Genomic DNA, 20,356 nt, shown 5'->3' on the forward strand with positions numbered 1-20,356 from the left:
CAAGCGGATCGGCCGCTCCGGAATTTCATCGGGAGCAAGCAATGTCACGCGCCGCGGTCAACCCCACTTTGCCTCAGAACGACACCCCCGCGGAACAGGCGAAGCGCGCCGCGCAGATCGCCGCCACCTGCGCCGACTATCAATGGACGACCGAGGTTGCGACGCTGCCCGGCGTACCGCTGGCCACCAAGGTGCCGGAAAACGACACGCCGACCTTGTCCTGGTTCCTCATCCTGATCGGCGTCGGTCTCAAGATCGCCCGCAACCAGCTCTCGGTCAAATTGTCGAGCAGCGCCAAGGGTGAGATCGCCACGCCGCCGGCAGCTTTGGTCGCGGCGCAGGCGCGATGCGACGAGATCGAGGCTTCGGCGGCGCGCATCCATGCCCAGCATGCCGAACATGCCGGCGCCGGCATCCTCGGCCGCATCGCCGCCGATCTGGAAACCGGCATCGACTATGTCGAGCATGACGCGCATCTCGCCTTGCTGCGGCAGCATGCGTCCGAACTCCGCGCGATGATCGAGATGACCGATGCGGAACGCCACGGCATCGGCACGACCGATCCGCTGTCGCTCGACGCCTATCTCGCGCTGTTCGACACGCTCCGCGCGCCAGGCATCGCCTATCAATTCCAGGAAGACGACGTCTTCGCGCGGATGCGGGTCGCGGGCCCGAATTCGGTGCTGATCAAGGGCATCGACACGCTTCCAGGCAATTTCCCGCTCTCGGACGCGGCTTATGCGGCGGTCGTGAACGGCGACACCCTGACGGCCGCGCTCGCCGAAGGGCGCATCTATCTGTCCGACTATGCCGAGCTCGACATTCTGGTGCCGGGCATGTGGGACGGCCTGCCCAAATATATCTACCTGCCCATGGCGCTGTTCGCGGTGCCGCCGGGCGGATCGTCGCTCGTGCCCGTGGCGATCCAGTGCGGACAGGATAGCAGCCTCCATCCGATCTTCACGCCGACGGTCGCCGCTGCCGACGCATGGGGCTGGGAAATCGCGAAGCTCGTCGTCCAGGTGGCCGACGGCAATTATCACGAATTGTTCGCGCATCTGGCGCGCACGCATCTGGTGATGGAGGCATTCGCGGTCGCGACCCACCGCCATCTGGCCGACGTCCATCCGATCTGGGCATTGCTCGTCCCGCATTTCGAAGGACTGCTCTTCATCAACAACCAGGCGGCGACCACGCTCATCGCCGCGGGCGGCCCGATCGACCATATCTTCGCCGGCACCATCGTTTCCAGCGAGCAGGCGTCGGCGAGCGATCGCCTGGCATTCGATTTCCACGGCAAGATGCTGCCCAACGATCTGGCCGCGCGCAATGTGGCCGATCCGGGCAAGCTTCCCGACTATCCCTATCGCGACGACGCGCTGCTGGTGTGGCAGGCGATCCACGAATGGGCCACCCAATATGTCGCCATCTATTATGCCGATGATGACGCAGTGACGGGCGATACCGAGCTTGCCGCCTGGGTCGCGTCGGTGACGGCGGAAGGGCTGGTGAAGGGCTTCACGCCGATCGCGACGCGCGGCCATCTCGCCGATGTCTGCACGATGATCATCTTCACCGCGAGCGCACAGCATGCCGCGGTCAATTTCCCGCAAAAGAACCTGATGGATTTCGCGCCCGCGATCACCGGCGCGGGATGGGCGGCCGCCCCCACCGAACAGGCGGGCCATGGCAAGCAGGACTGGCTCGGCTACATGCCGCCGGTCTCGCTGGCCCTCGAACAGCTCAACACGCTCTATCTGCTCGGCTCGGTGCTCTACCGCCCGCTCGGCACCTATCTCAGCAACGACTTCCCCTATCCCGCCTGGTTCCGCGATCCCGCGATCATCGGCGCGGATTGCGCCCTGTCGCGTTTCCAGGCGGCGCTGCAGGCCGTCGAGGCCCGGATCGTCACCCGCAACGGCGAACGCCAGGCGCCCTATCCCTATCTGCAGCCCAGCCTGATCCCGACCAGCATCAACATCTGATCTGGCGGTAAATTCAGCGGTCTTGCGATAGACGGCAATCAAGCGCCTTGGCAAAAGACGGCCGAGCTATCGCAAGGTCCAGCCGACAAGGAGATTTATGAACGGATATGTGCGGTTGGAAACGCCCGATGGCGAGCCGGTTTTCGTGAACGCCGATCGCGTCAGTTTCATTCGACGGTTCAGGGGCAGCAACACGGCAAGCGCCCTGAATTTCGAAAAGGGCAATTATATCGTTGTGAACGGCAATCTGGAGGACGTGGCCAAGGCGCTGGCGGAAGCATGATCGCATCCAGCGCCAGCCCCTGGCGCGCGTCCGTCACCCACCATCATGCGTTCACGTCGATGACGATCCTGCCGCGCACCTGCCCCGACAGGATCTTGTCCGCCAGCGACGGCACGTTTTCCAGCGGTTCGACCGCGTAAATCGCTGACAGCTTGTCCTTGTCGACAAGTTCGGACAGCCTGTCCCACGCACGCTGGCGGCGCGCGGAGGGGGCCAGGACCGAATCTATTCCCTTCAACGTTACGCTCCGAAGGATGAAGGGCATCACGGTCGTCGCAAGCCCAACGCCACCGGCGAGACCAGTCATGGCCACAATGCCGTCATAGCGTGTTTGCGCGAGCGCGGTGGCAAGCACCTGGGCGCCGACACAGTCGACGACACCCGCCCATATCTCCGCTTCCAGCGGCGCGGCATCGCGCGCCAGTTCCTCGCGCCCGATGATCCGGCTGGCGCCAAGTCCTTTCAGAAACGGGCCGCTTTCCTCCGCACGGCCGCTGGATGCGACCACCTCGTGGCCAAGCGCCGACAGCAGCATGACGGCGACCGATCCGACCCCTCCCGATGCTCCGGTCACCAGGATCGGCCCGTCGCCCGGCTTCACCCCATGATCCTCGATGGCCAGCACGCACAACATCGCCGTATAGCCCGCGGTGCCGATGGCCATTGCCTGTTCGAGCGACAAATTATCGGGCACACGCACCAGCCATTCTGGTTTCAGCCGCGCCTTTTGCGCATAGCCGCCCCAATGACGTTCGGACAGGCCATAGCCATTGACCAGCACGCGATCGCCGGGCTTGAATGCCGGATCGTCGGACTGGTTGACCGTCCCTGCAAGATCGATCCCGCAGACCATCGGCAAAGTCTGCGCAATCGGAATCGGGCTATGCGCCGAGACCGCAAGGCCATCCTTGTAGTTCACCGTCGAATAGGCGACGTCGACCAGTATCTTCTCGTCGGGAAGGCTGCCGACCGGCAATTCGACCAGCCGCCCCGCCCGCTTGCCGTCAATCTCGTCGGCAACGATCGCCCTGAATGTTTCGGTCATGGGTTTTCCTCTTAATCGGTGGTTGCGGGACGGCGAAGCCGTTCGACGATGGCGCGGCCATTGATCAGGCCCCAAGGGATCAGCAGGCCGGTTTGGGCCTTGTAGGCGGCCCAGCCGGGATGCCGGGAAATCGCATGATCCTTTTGATACATGCGCGGCAGAAATGTGGAGATCGTGGCATAGCCGACGATTGCCCATGCAAGCCAATGCTGCGCCAGCCAGGCAAAGGCGCTGTAGAGCAATATCTCACCCAGATAGTTGGGATTGCGGGTGTAGGCATAGAGCCCGCCCGTGAAGAGCCCGCGCTTGTTGAGCAATGTGAAATGACGCTGGCCGTCCGCGGCGATCATCGTGACCAGCCCGATACAGAACAGTGCAATGGCACCGGCCAGTTCGGGACCGCTCGGCACGATATGGCGTGACAGGAACAGCCAGGGGATGATCCAGTACCAGGCAACCAGCATGACATACATGTTGATCGCGCCCCACCAGGCCGTCGTGCGATCGAGCTGATGATCGCGAAAGCCCAGATCCTTGATCAGCCAGCAATAGCCATAGACGCCGTGCAGCGCGAGATAGACCCATGCGGCGTCGGAGAAATTATTGGTGCGAACCATCATGGCGTAGATGATGAAAACCGTGAAAATCTTGTGGAAATTCACCGCGGTCGCAATCTTGATACGCGGCCGCCCCTTGGCCTCGAAGATCAGGTGCGCGTGAATGAACAGCATGAAGCGCGCCCATGCCGGAACGGGTTCGCGGCCGGCTTCAATCGGGATGGTCGATGCCTGCGTCGCCATGGTCACCTCCTCAATCGATTGCGTAAACGCTGTAAGCCGCACCACCCTTGACGATGCGTCCGATCCCCACGGCACACAGGCCGTTGAGCCAGGCATATGTCTCGCTCGCGGTTTCGAAGAGCGGCGTGACACGGAAATAATAGCTGGATGGATCGGGACGCTCATCGGCATCGAGATCGAGCACCTGGCCCTGCAATGCGGGCGGAATGACCAGACGGCCGAGATAGGTGATATAGATCAGCGCACCATCGTCGGTTTCCGCGCAGGTCCGCACATCGATCGCGATCGATCCGTCGCTGCGGATCCGCGCCCAGTCCGCGCCCGAAGGCAGAAAACGCCCGCGCATCCGATCGCCCTCGAACCGTCCGCCGCTCACCGGATAGATTGCCCGGAACCCTTCGGGCGTGGCGCCGACACCGACGGGTGCGGCCAGGTCGAAATGCGCCTCGTAAAGCAGCGTGCCCGAGAGCGTCATGCCGCGATATATCCGCCATCGACGACCAGTTCGCTGCCGGTCATGTAGCTGGCATCGTCGCTCGCCAGGAACAGCAATGGCCGGGCGATCTCCATCGGATCGGCAAGGCGCTTCATCGGGATCATGCCGACGACGTGATCGGCATAGGCCGCACCGTCCTGCCCCAGATCCTCGATCAGCGTGTTGACGAGTTTCGTCGTCGTATAGCCCGGATGGATCGAGTTGACGCGGATCGGATAGCCGCTGTTGGCGCAATGCAGCGCGGCAGCCTTTGTGAAGATGCGCACCCCGCCTTTGGAGGCGTTATAGGCCGCCAGCAAAGGTTCGCCCACATTGCCGGCGATCGAGGCGACATTGACGATATTGCCGCCGCGCTCCTTCATCACCGCGATCGCCTTGCGCGTGCCCAGGAACACGCCCTCCATGTTGACCGCCATCGTCCGCCGCCAGATATCGAGCGTGCAATCCTCCGCCGTTCCGGCCCAGCCGACCCCGGCATTGTTGACCAGGACATCGAGCCGGCCAAAGCGCCGGACGATATCGTCGATCACCTGTTCCCATGCGGCTTCGTCGGCCGCATCGAGCGCCTGGCCCTCGATCGCCAGCCCCTCGGCGGCCAGCGCGGTCACCGAAGATTGCGCATCCTGCGCATCGCGATCGGTCACGATCACCTGGGCGCCCTCGCGGGCAAACAGTTCGGCCGCAGCGCCGCCGATGCCGCGTGCCGCCCCCGTCAGGAGCACGACACGCCCGTCAAATCGGTTCATGATCCGGATCCCCTTCCCACTGGTTCAGAATTTCGCACTGAGTTCGATGCCATAGGTTCGCGGCGTGCCGCGATTGAGATAGTCCAGCCCGAAGATGTCGATGTTGAGCCCATAGGTATAATAATATTTGTTGGTCAGGTTCTTCACCCAGAGGCTCGCCGAATAGTCTCCTTTCTGAAATGTCAGACGGCTATTGGCGAGCCAGTAACCCGGATTGCCGCAGGTGATCGCGGGACCGGCGGGGCGGATGTTGCCGGGAACGCCGGCGCGATCGCAGGGCGACTGACCATAATCGCCGAACGGATCGAAATAATATTTGCCCGTATAGGCGGCGTCGCCGCGCAGCGTCAGCTTGCCGACATCATTGTCCAGCACATCCCAGTCGAACCCGGCCGAGAAGGTGGAGCGCGGCGCATTGGGAAAGGGATTGCCGTTCACATTGCGTGTCGGGCTCGACGGATTGGTCGGATCCATCACATTGCCCGAATATTTGCTGCGCAACAGGCTCATCGACGCATCGAAGCGCAGATTGTGCAGCGCCTGGAAGCTGAGCTCCGCCTCGCCACCATAAAGGCGACCGTTCGCGCTTCTGGTGAAGGTCGTTGCGCCGATCACCTGCGTTACCTGATGGTTCTTATAGTCGTAATAGAAGCCCGCCAGGTTGAGCTGGACGCGCCGATCGAAGAAGCGGGTTTTCAGGCCGCCTTCATAGGCGTTGATCTGCTCGGGCTGGATATAATAGACCTGATTGGTGCCCTGATAGGCAAGGCCGTTGAAACTGCCGCTGCGATAGCCGCGGCTGTAATTCACATAGCCCATGACATCGTCGGCGAATTTATAGGCGACGTTGATGCGCCCGGTCAGGCGATTGGCCTTTTCCTTCTGCTCCAGCGCCGGGGCGTTTGCATTATAGGGGAAGGTATAGGGGATGGTGCTGGCGCGGATCGTGCCGCCCAGATCGTAAAGCACCGTCCGCCCGTTCAGATATTTCACCTTGTCCATCGTGTAACGCAGGCCGACACTTACGGTCAGCGCATCGGTGAAATCATAGCTGCCGTCGAAATAGATCGCAGCCGAGGGGCGCTTCACGGTGTAGCGTTGTTCCCCGCTGATCGGCCCGAAGGGCGGTGCGCCCGCCGCGCGACAGGCGGCCGATATCGCCCCGCCAAATCCGCCGCCGCCCGAATTGTTGACCTGGATATCGGTCAGCAGGGCGATGAGCGAGCGTGCATCGAGGAAACCATTGGGGTTGCCTGTCGCGACCGGCGCACAGCTTGCCGGATCGGTCGGGTTCAGCGCCGGATTGACCGCAAAGGCGGGGACGAACGCCGCCGCCTGCGGCGCTGAAACGGGCGCATTGAAGAAGGAACTGGGTGCCCCCGCGCTGAGCAGCAGCGGCTTCAGGACGCCGAAGAAATCGATTTCGTTGCGCGTGTCGATCTTGTCGACGCCATAATAGAGGCCGGCCACAAGATTGAGCTTGTCGCTCTTGTAGTTGAAACGCAGATCCTGGTTGAAATTCTTGCTCTTCGAATTGTAGCGCAACGCGCACACGCTGTTGGGTGAGCCATCGCAATCAAAGGGCGAGTTGCGATATTTTCCGGTGTCGTACCCCGTGATCGACGTGACCGAGACGTGATCGCTCAGGTTCAGCGCGATGTTGAGCGCAAGCCCCTTCGACGATGTGTAATAGCGACCGCCGGTATCGGCGGCGACCTCATTCCCTTTAAGTGCGCGGCCACCATTTTGCGCAGGATCGAAGCGCGAATAGCCCAGCACATCACGCCCGCCGGCCAATTGGCCCAGCGCATAGGGATTGGGCGCCAGCGGATTGTCGCGTGCGAAATAGCCCTTCAGATTGATGTCGAGATCGCTCGAAGGTTTCCAGCGGACGGAAACGCGACCGGCCACGGTGTTGGTCGTGCCGACATGCCGATCCTGAACGGGGTTGTACTGCCAGCCATCGCCCTTGGCATAGGTGCCGGCAAAGCGGATCCCCAGCACATCCGGGATCAGCGTCGCTTCCACCGCGCCCTCGAGCGTCCTGGTGTTGAAATTGCCATAGCCGGCGGTGATGGTGGCGTTGCTGTCGCCCAGTCGCGGCTTGTTGCTGAAAAAGCTGATCGCGCCACCGGTGGTGTTGCGGCCATAGAGCGTGCCCTGCGGCCCGCGCAGCACCTCGACGCGATCGAGATCATAGAGCTGCTGGCCGTGGCTGGCCCGAAAACTCTGATAGACCTCATCGACATACACACCCACCGGCGACGCGGTCGACGCCGAGAACTCGTTGGCCACCGATACGCCGCGCAGGGAGAAATTGGGCTGGGTGCGGCCATAAGGTGTGGTGATCTGAAGACTGGGGACAAAACCCTGAAGGTCCGACGTCTCGCTGACGCCACGTGACTGCAATTCCTCCCCGGCCAGCGCGGAAACCGCGACGGGCACGTCCTGGAGATTCTGGGACCGCTTCTGCGCCGTGACGACGATGTCCGCCAGGCCGACATCGCTGGCGGCAGCTTCGTCGGCGGCAGGGGGCGCAGGGTCCGATTGGGCGAAGGCCGGCATCGCGGTCAGCGGCACGATCGATGCCGTCACCAGCAGGATCGTTGCGAACTTCATAGGCATAATCTCTCTCCCTTTTGTCTTGTCCTGCTGTGTTACGGGGTGATCTGCGCGTCCCATGAGTGGTAGCCACCGGCCGCCATGGCGGAGAGCAGGTTGCGCGCGCCGAAGGCCTTTGCGGGGGATTGAAATCCGGTCGCCAGCAATTGCCCGCTCAGGATACGGCGACACGCTTCGGCGGCGAGCAGGCCCGTCTGGATATAGGGCGAATTGCCGCGCAGGATGACCTTCACGCCGCCGCAATTTCCGCGCCCGATGCAGGAGATCACCGATCGATTGAGATCCGGATTTTCCCGGCCCGGTTCTTCCGAAACCAGCGCGGCCGCCATTTCGTCGGATACCTGTTCCTGTTCGGCGGTGGACAGGTGCCTGGCGCGCCGTTCGAATTCCTCGAGCGCATTGATGACCGCACCGAACATCGCTTCGCTGCGGAAAGCCACAAGCGTCGCGCAGTTGCGGACGCGATCGTCCTGTTCGTACCACACGGGTTCCCCCGCGCCGGACCAGGGCAGCGCACGAAAGATGCGATGGGAGTCCGGTGAAATCGCAGGATAGGCCGTGGCGAATGGCCACATGACGAGCTGGTTGTGCTCCAGATAATATTGGGGAACGGTGCACATCCGCAGGAAGGACTGGGTGGAGGCGACGCTGGTCGCGGAATCCGCGAGATACAGCACGTCGAGCGTGTCGATCCCCGGCGTTTCCAGCGCGATCTCGGTGGCCAGCACGCCGGCGGCCCACATATAGGAGGTGGCCGGCGCCAGCAGCAGGCCGGCCTTGGCGAATTCGGCGCCATAACGATCCCGGATGTGGCGCATCCAATCCGCCTCGCCCGTCGTATCCAGATAATGGCATCCCGCCGCGAGCGCGGCCCGCACGACAGGCTCCCCCATCTTCATGAACGGGCCGGTGACGTTATAGACGACCTTCGAACCCCTGAAGAGTTCGGTCAGCGCCCCCTCCTCGCTCGGTGCTTCGGCAATACTGTACGCCGCACCGTCGAGTTCCGGCACAAGCGCCATCTGCTCTTCGAGCCGCTTGCGATTGCGTCCCGCGGCAATGAACGGGATCCTGGCTTCGGCGAGATGCCAGGAAATCAGCTTTCCGGTATATCCGCTGGCGCCATATACGACGACGGGTTCCTTCATGATCATTGTCCTCCCTTTGGCGTAACCGTCACAACGGCTCCTGATGCGTTCAATATCGTACTGCGGCCGTCAGCCAGCATCTGGATGAGGAACCGCTCCTGCGGCTTTTCCGAAGCAGTCTTTGGAATTTCTTCGACGATCTGCACGAAACTCGGCACCGCATTGGCGCCGATCCGGGCGCGGCATCTTTCGAATATTCCCGCAGGCTCGAAAGTCCGGCCGGATTGGGGAACGATCGCGGCGATCACTTCCTTTTCGCCCGGCGCATTCTCCGGCGTCGTCACCCCATAGACATGCACGTCGGCCACGCCGTCGAGCGCGGAGATCTCCGCCTCGATATGGCTGGCGCTGACGAAATCACCATTGCGGCGGATCGAGTTGCTGATCCTGTGGGCGAAATACAGCCACCCCTGTTCATCCTTGTATCCCGCGTCGCCCGTGCGGAACCAGCCATCGCGGACCTTGGATTTCGAGGCTTCCGGATTGCGGAGATAGACAACGGGCGGCTGATCGCCAGTGACCGGACGGAAGCAGATTTCACCGATCGTGCCCGGCGGGCATTCGCGATCCTGCTCGTCGAAGATCGTGCAGATCGTATCGGCGGGCGGCTTGCCGACCGATCCCGCCGGCCCCGCCCCCGGAGGGTTGAGCGTCAGCCCGCCTTCGGCCGCACCGAAGAATTCGAATATCTCGACACCGAAGCGCTCAGCAAAGGGGTGCCACAATGCTTCCGGCATGCCGGCACTCAACACATAGCGAACCTTGTGCCCGCGATCGTGCGGTGCCGGCGGTTCAGCATAGATGGCGATGGCCATGCCGCCGAGCAGGCTGAACATGGTGCAATCATAATGGGCGAGGATTTCCCACAGGCGCGACTTGGTGAATTGCTGGCTGATGACCAGCCGCAAACCGCCCGACAGCGCATTGCCGAGTGTGATCAGCTGCGCATTGGCATGGGTCAGGGACAGGCCGGTATAAGGCCGGTCATCGGGCCGCAACCCGATCGCGTGCCCCAATGTGCCCACCGCCGCGAAGCGGGCATAGGGCGATACGATCGCCTTGGGATCGCCTGTCGTGCCGGACGTATAGAGAAGCTGCATCGGCCTGGTCGGATCCGGTTTCGGCAGATCCTCGACCGCCACGGCCCGGCCGATCACATCCGTGAAACGGGCCATCCTGACCGGTCCGGTGACCGTCTGCTGGGTATCGCCCAGCACCCAGATCCATTCCAGCTCGGGCAAGTCCGCCAGGACATCCAGCAGATATGACAGCGCGTAATCGGCAACGAACGCGCCCCGGCACCCGGCGAAGCGCAGCATGTAGAGCAGCTTCTCGCCGCGCGTCCGTGGATCGATGGGGACGAATATCGTGCCCGCAATCTCGGACCCGATCATTGCATCCACGAATTCGGCGTGATTGCGCATGATGATCGCGAACGCGGCGCCGTCGCCCATATTTTCGGCAGACAATGCGCCGGCGATCCGGCGGCCGTTCAGCAGCAGATCGGCATAGGTCCTGACGTCCTCGATCAGCGTCCCGTCGGGGCCGACTTCGACAAAGGTCAGCACATCCAGATCGGCATGCCGTTCGACACCGTCCAGCACCATCTGCAGGGGGGTTTTCAGCGGGTCAGACACTGAGCACCGTCATCGCCATCGCGGCTGCATCGGTGCCAAGGAAACCACCGCCATTTTCGGCCAGCGCCACGCGCGCGCCGGCCACCTGGCGCGCACCCGCCCGGCCACGCAGCTGCTCGGTCAGTTCGAAAATCTGCGCGAGGCCGGTTGCGCCGATCGGATGCCCCTTGCGGACCAGGCCGCCCGACGTGTTGACCGGCACCCGGCCACCCAGTCTGGTTGCGCCGCTTTCAAGCAGCGCAGGGCCTTCGCCCTTCGCGCACAGGCCAAGCGCCTCGTAATAGATCAGCTCAGCGGGCGAGGTCGCATCGTGCAGTTCGACACAATCAATGTCTTCCGCCCCGACGCCCGAATATTCCCGGCTTTGCGCCGCCGCCCATTCCGGCAGGCCGGGTTCGCCATCCACTTCGTCATATCCGCTTGCGACCAGCGAGCTGAGCACCCGCACCGGCGCCGCAATTCCGTGCCGGCGCGCAAAGCGTTCCGATACGATCACCGCCGCCGCCGCACCGTCGCCGATCGGAGAACACATGGTGAGCGTCAGCGGGGGTGAAACCATCGGTGCGGCAAGCACCTCCGCCGCGCTCACGACGTCACGGAATTGTGCCCGGGGGTTGAGGCTTCCGTGAAAGGAGTTCTTCGCCGACACCATCGCGAAATGCTCGGATGTTGCCGGGCTGCGCGCCATGTAATCGCGCGTCATCCGCGCATAGATGTCCATGAACAGCGATCGCTGGCGATCCTCGCCCGTTTCGGACCGCCCCGCATCGACATAGGCCTGCAACGCGTCGGCATGCTCGGTATCGATGCTGCCGGAAAACACCGCGAAGGTGCGCGCCTTGTCGGCATGATAAAGTTTCTCGACCCCGAATGCGAGAACGACATCGTAGATGCCAAGCGTCACCATCGTGCAGGCTTGCTGGAATGCTGTGGACGCCGTGGCGCAGGCATTCTCGACATTGATCACCGGGATGCGGCCGATGCCAAGGCCACGCAGGATCATCTGCCCGGCAATGCACACCTGCCCGGTGATGACGGGGGCGGCCGCATTGCCCGCCCATGCGGCCTGGATATCGCCAATCTCGATGCCCGCATCCGCCACCGCCTGCCCGATCGCTTCATGCGCCAGGCTCGACAGGCTGCGATCGAGATGTTTCCCGAACCGCGTCATCCCGACACCCGCAATGAGGGCTGTTTGTTTCACGCACATCCTCCCCGTCGGGAAAAGCCGCATCCGGCCTCTCCCAAGATTTCAGTTTCCGTTTGACCGGTTGGTCAGGCGCTGGGCGGCAGCAAATCCGGGTCGATCAGACCCACTCCACCCTTCAGTGCAAGAACCTCATTGCATCCATCCTCGATCATCGACGCACGCGCGTCGCGCAGCAGTTTTTCCACCGGATATTCGAGCGTCAGCCCATTGCCGCCGAACATCTGGACGGCATCGCTCGCCACTTCGAAGGCATTCTGCGTCGATGTCGTCTTGGCGAACATGGCGACGGGCAATGACGGCATGTCGTTCGCCATGTTGAAGGTCGTCACCCGGCGCGAAATCGCCCGCGACACCTCCACCTTGCGGGCCATGTGGAACAGCCGGCGCGCGACATCCTGATGCCGGATAATCGGCACCCCGCCCTGCTTGCGTTCATGCGCATAAGCATAGGCGTGTTCATAGGCGGCACGCGCGCACCCCGTGAAGGTTGCGCCCATCAGCGCATTCGCCTCCGCATGAATGGCGTAGACGCCCTTCTTGAAATCCTCCGGCGCGACCAGAAGATGGTCGATATCGAGCGTGACATTGTCGAAGAAGATCTCGCCCTGCGGCAATGCGCGCTGCCCCAATTTTTCCAGCGGCTTGCCGCGCGATACCCCATCCGCATCGAGCGGTATGACAACGACCGCGCCGCGCTTCGGATCGGCGGCGCCGTCTCCGGTCTGCGCCGCGCAATACAGGATGCAGAGTTGGGCGATCGGACCGTTCGAGACCCAGGCCGATTTCTGTCCGTTGATGATCAGCTTGCCGTCGGTGATCTTCGCAACGCAGTTCGGACGGCCATATTGCCCGTTCGCATGGAACACCTGCTGCCCCGGATCGATCGAGTCACTGCCATGATCGGGCTCTGTGATGCCCCAGCATCCGATCATCGGTTCGGGATAGGTTCTGGCAACGAAATCATTGCCGAATTTGGCGGCCATATAGTGCGGCAGAATGCCGGCGCCCGCCGAAATGGCGAGACCGGCATCGCCCCAGCCAAGTTCCTCGAACAGCACGGCGAAAACGACCGGCATTTCTTCGGGCGTGAACGACGCCAGTGTCGCCATATCGATGCCGAGTGCCTGATAGTCGCGCCAGAAATCCCACAATGGCGATCCCGTCGCGATCCCGTCCGCCGCGCTCATCCGGTCGAGCACTTTGCCGATCGGCCGCATCGTGCGTTCGGCGAAGCTGTGAAGCGATCCGTGCAGATCTCCGACAATGCCCGGCAGCGGCGGCTCGGCGCCCAGGGGACCAAGCTTGACGCGCGGCGCGCTATCCCAGGCTGAAAATGCGCGCGGCGTGGCAACGTCATTCGCGGGCGCGACCGTCATTGGTGCCAATTGGCTCATGCTCGCTCTCCTGTCAGTCCTGATGCCCGATGGCACTCTGCGACGATGAATAGAACACGTGCCCTTCGCCGCAACAATGTTCCAAACTGACTATTTTTTGACTTATCCTGCCACGCGAACTAGCGTCCTCCAAAAATGGAGGGGTGCTTTGAAACCGGAGTCGCTGGCCACACTCAAATACTCCAACCACAGCCTGCGGATCATGCGGTCCTCGGTCGAGGAAGAAGGGCTGGCATGGCAACCGATACTGGCAACGGCCAGCATTCCAGCCGCTTTGCTCGACGACCCCAATGCCGAAGTGTCCGGCATCCAGGAATTGCGCCTGCAACAGGCCTTTGCCGACGCAACCCGTGGCCTGCCCGGCGCATGGCTCCGCACCGGTCTGCGCTACAGGCTGATGACCTACGGCCCGCTTGGGCTTGCCGTGCTGGCGGCCAATACGGTGGAAGAGGGATTCAAGGTTCTCGCGGCGTTTCAGGCGCTGACCTATTCCTTGATGCAATATACGCCGCTGTACGAGGATGGCGAGATGATCGGCCTTGGCGCCCATGACAATCTTGCACCGCCGGATCTTCGGGAATTCTGTCAGGAACGTGCGCTTGGGTCGGTCACGCGATTCCTGAACGACATGCATCCGCAATCACGACTGCTCTCGCACATCGAAAGCGTCCTCGACCGCCCCCAGGGATGGCTCGATATCGAAACGACCCTCGGCGTTCCGGTCACCTTCAACGCAGTATCGACCCGCTGGGTATTCGTGCCCGGCGCGGGCAAGGCGAGCCTGCCGATGGCCAGCCCGCTTCTCGAGGAAACCTATGGATCGATATGCGCACGCCTTCTGGAGGAAGCGCGCGTCAGCGACGATATGGTCAGCCAGCTTTATGCGCTGCTGGTGCGCTCCGCGCGCAGCTTTCCATCCGCGACCGAAGCCGCCAGCCACCTCGGCATGTCCGAGCGGAGTTTCTACCGACGGCTGGCGGAACAGAATTTGAGTTTCAGCACGATCCTCGATCAAGTGCGCGAACAGCGCGCGCGATCGCTGCTCGATCACTCGAATCTCTCGATCGAGCGTGTCGCCGAAATGGTCGATTTCGCGGAGACGGCCAGCTTCTCGCGCGCGTTCAAACGCTGGACCGGCCTGTCCCCGCTTCGCTATCGCGCCCAACGCAAATCGGGCAATGTCTGACGCCGCTACGGTCGATCGACATCTTCCGCGGCACATCGCGCACTCGGCTCGGTGCTCTACCGCCCGCTCGGCACCTATCTCAGCAACGACTTCCCCTATCCCGCCTGGTTCCGCGATCCCGCGATCATCGGCGCGGATTGCGCCCTGTCGCGTTTCCAGGCGGCGCTGCAGGCCGTCGAGGCCCGGATCGTCGCCCGTAACGGCGAACGCCAGGCGCCCTATCCCTATCTGCAGCCCAGCCTGATCCCGACCAGCATCAACATCTGATCGCGGCCTCCTGTTGCCCTGTCGTGAGATAGGTTGGAGGCTGATCCAGCTGGATTAACGCATCTTGTCATTCCCGCGTTCGTGCACCGGTGTCCGGGGCTCTATTCGGAGCCCGAGACGGCAAGCCCCTCTCCTCCCTATCGCGAAGCGATGGGGAGGGGGACCGCCAGCCAGAGGCTGGTGGTGGAGGGGAAAGAGGATGCAGCCGCCCTGCGGGACTTTCGAGCAAGATTCTCGTGGGATTCCCACCGGCTTCGAGGAGAATGAGCCATCGCATTTCCCCTCCACCACCGACCTGCGGTCGGCGGTCCCCCTCCCCATGCCTTCGGCATAGGGAGGAGAGGCCGACCGCATCGGCCCAGATCATGTCTCAACAACGGGACAAGCGGCTCAGCGCCAGGAATTCCCGCCTCGCATTAAACACCCGAAATAAATCCCCCGGCGCCAGTCCGCTTTCGCCGGAACGACAAGATGGTTGGTGTTTCGACTCAGATGGATCAAACCCTGGGGCCGGACATCAAGGAGCGAGTGGCGGGCGTGCGATGGACTCGTTGATCACTGCCGCGGCGCGTGCGCTCGCCGCGGGGGATCCGCTCGGGGCATTGAACCGGGTCGCGCTGCGCGACGACGCCCCGGCGCTCGCACTGCGCGGGATCGCGATGGCGCAGCTCGGCGAGTTCGTCCGCGCCCGGGCATTGCTCCGCAGCGCGGCACGGGCCTTCCGCCCGAAAGAGGCGGTCGCCCGCGCACGCTGCATCGTCGCCGAAGCCGAGATCGCGCTCGTCTCGCGCGACCTGAGCTGGTCCCCCGGGGCGCTCGATGCGGCACGGGCGACGCTCGAAGCCCATGGCGATCGCATCAATGCGGCGCATGCGCGCATTCTCGAAATCCGGCGCCTGCTGCTGATCGGCCGCCTCAATCAGGCCGGGCATGGGCTGGACGCGCTCGACGCGGCGGCCCTGCCGCCCGCGCTGCGCGCCGCCCATGCGCTGGCCGCCGCCGGCATCGCAATCAGGCGCCTGCAATCCGGCGCCGCGCATGACGCGCTCGCGCACGCGCGCCATGCCGCGCGGGAAGCGGACATGCCCGCGCTGACGGCGGAGGTGGAAAGCGCGCACCTCGCCCTGAACACCCCGGCGGCACGCCTGATCCTGCGCGGTGAAGAACGCCCTCTCCTGCTCGACGCGGTCGAGGCGCTGCTGGCATCCGATGCGCTGGTCGTCGACGCATGCCGCCATGTCGTGCGCGGCGCGGGCGTGACGGTCCCGCTCGCGACGCGGCCGATCCTGTTCGCGCTTGCCCGCGCGCTCGGTGAAGCCTGGCCCGGAGATGTCGCGAGAGACAGTTTGATCGCGCGCGTCTTCCGGGCGAAGCACGCCGATGAATCGCATCGGGCGCGGCTGCGCGTCGAGATCGGGCGGCTGCGCGCAGCGCTGCGCACGCTGGCCGGCATCAGCGCGACCAAAGCGGGTTTTGCGCTGGTGCCACGCGGCGCAGCCGAGGTCGCCATATTGGCGCCTCCGGCCGACGCGGCGCACGGATCGGTGCTGGCCTTGCTCGCCGACGGTGAATCCTGGTCGAGTTCGGCGCTGGCCCTGGCGCTGGCCACCAGCCAGCGCACCGTGCAACGCGCCCTCGACGCGCTTGCGGAAAGCGGCAAGGTCCAGCCTTTCGGCCATGGCCGCGCGCGGCGCTGGGTGGCGGCGCCCGTGCCGGGATTCACGACAAGCTTGTTACTCCCGGGGCCACTGCCCAGTGATTAGAATGGTCTCGCACCATTTAAGGATGGAACCATGAAACGATCCGCTGCCGACATCATCCGTGAATATGGCCCCTTCCCGGGCGTCGATCAGGTCCACGGAGTCACGTTCGACGGCCGGCAGGTCTGGTATGCCGCGGGCGGCACGCTGAATGCCCTCGATCCCGCGACCGGGGAGACGACGCGCAGGATCGACGTCGCCGCGCATGCCGGCACCGCCTTTGACGGCGAGCATCTGTTCCAGATCGCAGAGGATCGGATCCAGAAGGTCGATCCGAAGACCGGCAACGTGCTCGCCACCATCCCGGCGCCCGGCAAGGGCGGCGACTCGGGGCTGACCTGGGCGGAAGGCACGCTGTGGGTCGGTCAGTATCGGGATCGCAAGATCCATCAGATCGACCCCGAAACCGGCGAGATTCTCAAGACCATCGAATCGAAGCGCGTCGTCACCGGCGTGACCTGGGTCGATGGCGAGCTTTGGCACGGCACCTGGGAGGGTGACGAAAGCGATGTGCGGCGGATCGATCCCCAGACCGGCGCGGTGATCGAAAGCCTCGAAATGCCGGCAGGGACCGGCGTATCCGGCCTCGAGTCCGACGGCGGCGATCGCTTCTTCTGCGGCGGCGGACCGAGCGGGAAAGTGCGGGTCGTCCGCCGTCCCCGGCCGGATTCTGCGATCAGATAACCGACGCTGCTACCGTCTATCGAGCTTTTCCGCGGCATATCGCGCGCGCAGCACCGCAATCGCCTGATCGACCAGCAGCGCAATATCCGATGCGGCCAGCGCGCGCCGACGGATGGCGACGTGATAGATGATGTTGCCGACCAGCGTGTCGAATGCGAAGTCCAGCGCCTCGGCATCCGCGCCCGGCACCAGGCGGCGGAACTCGCGATAATAATATTCCTGTTCGCCGGCCTTGTGCCGCAGCGTCGCACGATCGAGCTCGGGCAGGCGCGCCGCGCTTTCGGTGATGCTCAATATCGCCCGTCCCCGGCTGCCCGACATATATTCGGCGCAGGCCGAGGCATGGGCCATCAGGATGTCGCGCGGCGGTTCGCCGGACGCGATCTCCGGCTCCACCGCGCGCGAGGTTTCGAACAGGATCGTCTCGACCAGTTCGAGCTTCGACGCGAAACGCCGGTAAAGCGTCGCGCGGCTGCATCCGGTCATCTCCGCGACCGCCTCGAAGGTCAGCCCCTCATAACCCTTGTCGGCCAGAACCTCCCACGCGGCATCGCGGATCGCCGCGTCCTTTTCCAGGTCGCGCGGACGGCCGCGCCCCCGCGCCGGCTGTTCCAACATTGCCTGCTCCATTCGAACATCCCCTCCGGCGCGATCCCGCCATCACATAAATCTGTCACAGAATATCGATACGCGTCCGCCTCGTAAATAGTCTTTCCCTTTCGGAGCGTGGTCGCGATGTACAAAATCCTCCTTTTTTCGAGCCTGTTCGCGCTTGGCACCGCCAATGCGTGGGCCAGTGATTCGGCGCCCGCCGACAATGTCGCGCCGGCGGCCGACGCGGCGGCGGATACGGGCGACAGCGGCGGCGACATCGTCGTCACCGCGCAGAAGCGCGAACAGCGCATCACCGATGTGCCGATGGCGATCAGTGCCTATGGCGCGGACTTCCTCGAACAGATCGGCGGCAGCGAGCTTTCCAGGGTCTCGGCGATCACGCCGGGTTTCGTGATCCAGCTCCAGGACAAGTTCGCGCCCGGCTTCTCGATCCGCGGCATCACCTCGAACGATTTCACGCCGCAGAGCGAGCAGCGCGTCGCCGTCTTCCAGGACGGCGTCGCCGTCACCCAGGCGACCGCCGCCTATGGCGAGATGTTCGACGTCGACCGGGTCGAGGTCGAGAAAGGCCCCCAATCGACGCTGCACGGCCGCTCGGCGCTCAACGGCGGCGTCTCGATCTTCCAGAAGCGGCCGACCGACAGCTTCGGGATCGAGATCAAGGGCGGGCTCGGCAATTACGACTATGTCCATCTCCAGGGTGTCGCCAATGTGCCGGTCAGCGACACGCTGGCGATCCGTTTCGGCGCGCTCACGCGCAAGCGCGACGGCTTCGTCAAGGACAGCGACGGTTCGGGCAGCTACAATGCGCTCGACGCCCAGGCCTATCGCTTCGTCGCCCGCTGGGAACCGGGCGACAGCTTCAAGTTCAACCTGATCGCGACCTATGACGTCGACGACACCAAGGGCGGCGTCCCCTTCAAGTCGCGCACCTTCCTGCCGCTCGACCAGGCCACGGGCGCGGTGGTCGGCGACCTCCGCTTCTGGACGCCCACACACCTGGGCAGCTTCGGCGATATCCCGTCGGCCTATTTCCACCGCGAGATACTGGGTCTGAGCGGCACGGCGGACATCACGCTGAACGACCGGTTCAGCCTGACCTCGATCACCGGCTATCGCTGGTTCGACGCCTGCCAGAGCGGCGACAATGACGGCACGCCGACCAACATCATCGCCTATGAGCAATGCAATTTCGGCGACCAATATTCGGAGGAGCTGCGCCTCAACTTCAAGGATGTCGGGCCGCTGGAGGGCTTTGTCGGCGCGAGCGCGTTCAAGGCCAGGAACGGCATGAATTTCGATCTCGGCTATGACGAGCGCGCAATGGCGCTGCTGCTCGGCGGCGTGCTGCAGGGCTTCGCGCCCAAGGGCCTGACCAACGCGCAGATCAACGGTATCCTCGGCGCGGGTGCTGCCGCGCTCAAGCCCTTCCATCTCGACCGCCAGCTCACCCGCGCCGACGTCACCACCTATGATGTCTTCGCCGACGTCACGCTGCACGCGACCGACCGGCTGGACATCTTCGCGGGCGGCCGCGCGACCTGGGACAAGAAGCAGGTCTCGTTGCAGGGGCTGACACCCAACGGCGTCTCGACGCTCACCAAGGGCGGATTGCTGCTGGCGCCGACGCCCGGCGGCGCGGTGCTCGAAGGCACCAACAGCTCGACCACGCTCACCGGCCGCGCGGGCGTGCGCTACGCCGTCTCGCCCAACGTCAATCTTTATGCGGTCTATGGCGTCGGCAAGCGGCCCGAAGTGCTTCAGGTCAACGCCAACAAGCCAGCCGAGATCATCCCGACCGAAAAGCTCGCCTCGGTCGAGGGCGGCGTGAAGTTCCGCCTGATGGGCGGCCGCCTGGTCGGCGACGCGTCCGTGTTCCATTATGATTACGACAATTTCCAGACACTGGGTTTCCGGAACGGCGTGCTGGCGACGATCAATGCCGGCAAGGCGAACGCCACCGGCTTCGAGACCCAGCTCAACTGGACGATCGTGCCCGGCGTCTCGATCTTCGGCAGCTATGGCTACAACAAGGCGCGTTTCCGTTCGGGCGCCTATGCCGGCAACCGCTTCCGCAACAGCCCCGATCACAAATTCGCGATCGGCGGCAATGTCGATCTGCCGCTGGCCGACGGCATCGTCAGCTTCGCGCCGGTCTATAGCTGGCAGTCGAAGATGTTCTTCTTCGACGACAATGACCGGCTCGACCTTCAGCAGCGCGTTCCGGTCGCCTATTCGGACAAGGTCGTCGACGAGTATCAGAACGGCTTCGGCCTGTTGAGCGCACGGCTGTCGTTCACGCCCAAGGGCGAGCGCTGGTCGTTCGCGGTGATCGGCGACAATCTGGCCGACAAGACGTTCATCGTCGATGCCGGCAATACCGGCGACTATTTCGGCATTCCCACCTTCATCGCCGGCACCCGCCGCACGCTGCGCGCCGAATTCGGCATCAAATTCTGACCCCCCTTTTCAGGAGAC

17 protein-coding genes are annotated in these 20,356 nt (G+C 63.7%); 7 read left to right on the top strand and 10 right to left on the bottom strand.

The window, feature by feature from the left end:
- Nucleotides 1–41 precede the first annotated feature (41 nt).
- Both AC3WN8_RS18335 and AC3WN8_RS18340 read left to right on the top strand, forming a co-directional pair.
- Nucleotides 42–1,985: a lipoxygenase family protein gene (locus tag AC3WN8_RS18335; protein ID WP_492670909.1), complete on the top strand. Its 1,944-nt coding sequence runs from the start codon at nucleotides 42–44 to the stop codon at nucleotides 1,983–1,985.
- A gap of 97 nt (nucleotides 1,986–2,082) precedes the next feature.
- The gene (locus AC3WN8_RS18340; RefSeq protein ID WP_492670910.1) at nucleotides 2,083–2,268 is read left to right on the top strand and encodes a hypothetical protein; all 186 of its coding nucleotides are present in this window, start codon (nucleotides 2,083–2,085) and stop codon (nucleotides 2,266–2,268) included.
- A 43-nt stretch (nucleotides 2,269–2,311) separates the two neighbouring features.
- Here AC3WN8_RS18340 and AC3WN8_RS18345 read toward each other — a convergent pair whose 3' ends face one another.
- The 9 genes from AC3WN8_RS18345 to AC3WN8_RS18385 form a co-directional block, all read right to left on the bottom strand.
- Entirely contained in the window at nucleotides 2,312–3,313 is a 1,002-nt protein-coding gene (locus AC3WN8_RS18345; protein WP_492670911.1) for an MDR family oxidoreductase, read from the bottom strand.
- A gap of 11 nt (nucleotides 3,314–3,324) precedes the next feature.
- Nucleotides 3,325–4,113, bottom strand: a complete 789-nt coding sequence (locus tag AC3WN8_RS18350; protein WP_492670912.1) for a methyltransferase family protein — start codon at nucleotides 4,111–4,113, stop codon at nucleotides 3,325–3,327.
- 10 nt (nucleotides 4,114–4,123) lie between these two features.
- Nucleotides 4,124–4,588, bottom strand: a complete 465-nt coding sequence (locus tag AC3WN8_RS18355) for a DUF3237 domain-containing protein (RefSeq protein WP_492670913.1) — start codon at nucleotides 4,586–4,588, stop codon at nucleotides 4,124–4,126.
- Nucleotides 4,585–5,355 (bottom strand): glucose 1-dehydrogenase, encoded by a 771-nt coding sequence (locus tag AC3WN8_RS18360; RefSeq protein WP_492670914.1) that lies wholly within the window; start codon nucleotides 5,353–5,355, stop codon nucleotides 4,585–4,587. The genes AC3WN8_RS18355 and AC3WN8_RS18360 overlap by 4 nt, the downstream gene beginning before the upstream one ends.
- A 24-nt stretch (nucleotides 5,356–5,379) precedes the next feature.
- Complete coding sequence (locus AC3WN8_RS18365) at nucleotides 5,380–7,980, bottom strand: TonB-dependent receptor (RefSeq protein WP_492670915.1); 2,601 nt, start codon at nucleotides 7,978–7,980, stop codon at nucleotides 5,380–5,382.
- A gap of 32 nt (nucleotides 7,981–8,012) precedes the next feature.
- The gene (locus AC3WN8_RS18370; protein WP_492670916.1) at nucleotides 8,013–9,125 is read right to left on the bottom strand and encodes a saccharopine dehydrogenase family protein; all 1,113 of its coding nucleotides are present in this window, start codon (nucleotides 9,123–9,125) and stop codon (nucleotides 8,013–8,015) included.
- Nucleotides 9,126–9,127: 2 nt separating this feature from the next.
- Nucleotides 9,128–10,762 carry an AMP-binding protein gene (locus tag AC3WN8_RS18375; RefSeq protein ID WP_492670917.1) on the bottom strand — a complete coding sequence of 545 codons (1,635 nt, stop codon included), beginning with the start codon at nucleotides 10,760–10,762 and terminating at the stop codon, nucleotides 9,128–9,130.
- The gene (locus tag AC3WN8_RS18380; RefSeq protein WP_492670918.1) at nucleotides 10,755–11,966 is read right to left on the bottom strand and encodes a thiolase family protein; all 1,212 of its coding nucleotides are present in this window, start codon (nucleotides 11,964–11,966) and stop codon (nucleotides 10,755–10,757) included. The genes AC3WN8_RS18375 and AC3WN8_RS18380 overlap by 8 nt, the downstream gene beginning before the upstream one ends.
- Before the next feature lie 71 nt (nucleotides 11,967–12,037).
- Nucleotides 12,038–13,366 (bottom strand): acyl-CoA dehydrogenase family protein, encoded by a 1,329-nt coding sequence (locus AC3WN8_RS18385; protein ID WP_492670919.1) that lies wholly within the window; start codon nucleotides 13,364–13,366, stop codon nucleotides 12,038–12,040.
- Nucleotides 13,367–13,514: 148 nt separating this feature from the next.
- Between AC3WN8_RS18385 and AC3WN8_RS18390 the strand changes: the two genes are divergently transcribed.
- The 4 genes from AC3WN8_RS18390 to AC3WN8_RS18405 all read left to right on the top strand — a co-directional run bounded on the left by AC3WN8_RS18390 (nucleotide 13,515) and on the right by AC3WN8_RS18405 (nucleotide 17,263).
- Nucleotides 13,515–14,552, top strand: a complete 1,038-nt coding sequence (locus AC3WN8_RS18390) for an AraC family transcriptional regulator (RefSeq protein WP_492670920.1) — start codon at nucleotides 13,515–13,517, stop codon at nucleotides 14,550–14,552.
- 51 nt (nucleotides 14,553–14,603) lie between these two features.
- Complete coding sequence (locus tag AC3WN8_RS18395; protein ID WP_492670921.1) at nucleotides 14,604–14,819, top strand: hypothetical protein; 216 nt, start codon at nucleotides 14,604–14,606, stop codon at nucleotides 14,817–14,819.
- Nucleotides 14,820–15,361: 542 nt separating this feature from the next.
- Nucleotides 15,362–16,582 carry a helix-turn-helix domain-containing protein gene (locus tag AC3WN8_RS18400; protein WP_492670922.1) on the top strand — a complete coding sequence of 407 codons (1,221 nt, stop codon included), beginning with the start codon at nucleotides 15,362–15,364 and terminating at the stop codon, nucleotides 16,580–16,582.
- A gap of 30 nt (nucleotides 16,583–16,612) precedes the next feature.
- Nucleotides 16,613–17,263: a Vgb family protein gene (locus tag AC3WN8_RS18405; protein ID WP_492670923.1), complete on the top strand. Its 651-nt coding sequence runs from the start codon at nucleotides 16,613–16,615 to the stop codon at nucleotides 17,261–17,263.
- Between the two features lie 9 nt (nucleotides 17,264–17,272).
- On the opposite strand, the gene AC3WN8_RS18410 is transcribed toward AC3WN8_RS18405, so the two are convergent.
- Nucleotides 17,273–17,881 carry a TetR/AcrR family transcriptional regulator gene (locus tag AC3WN8_RS18410; protein ID WP_492670924.1) on the bottom strand — a complete coding sequence of 203 codons (609 nt, stop codon included), beginning with the start codon at nucleotides 17,879–17,881 and terminating at the stop codon, nucleotides 17,273–17,275.
- Between the two features lie 117 nt (nucleotides 17,882–17,998).
- Here AC3WN8_RS18410 and AC3WN8_RS18415 point away from each other — a divergent pair, with 117 nt between their 5' ends.
- Complete coding sequence (locus tag AC3WN8_RS18415) at nucleotides 17,999–20,338, top strand: TonB-dependent receptor (protein WP_492670925.1); 2,340 nt, start codon at nucleotides 17,999–18,001, stop codon at nucleotides 20,336–20,338.
- The last annotated feature ends 18 nt before the right edge of the window (nucleotides 20,339–20,356 follow it).

It is taken from the genome of Sphingobium sp. FW305-3-2-15-F-TSA7 (genome assembly GCF_058787155.1).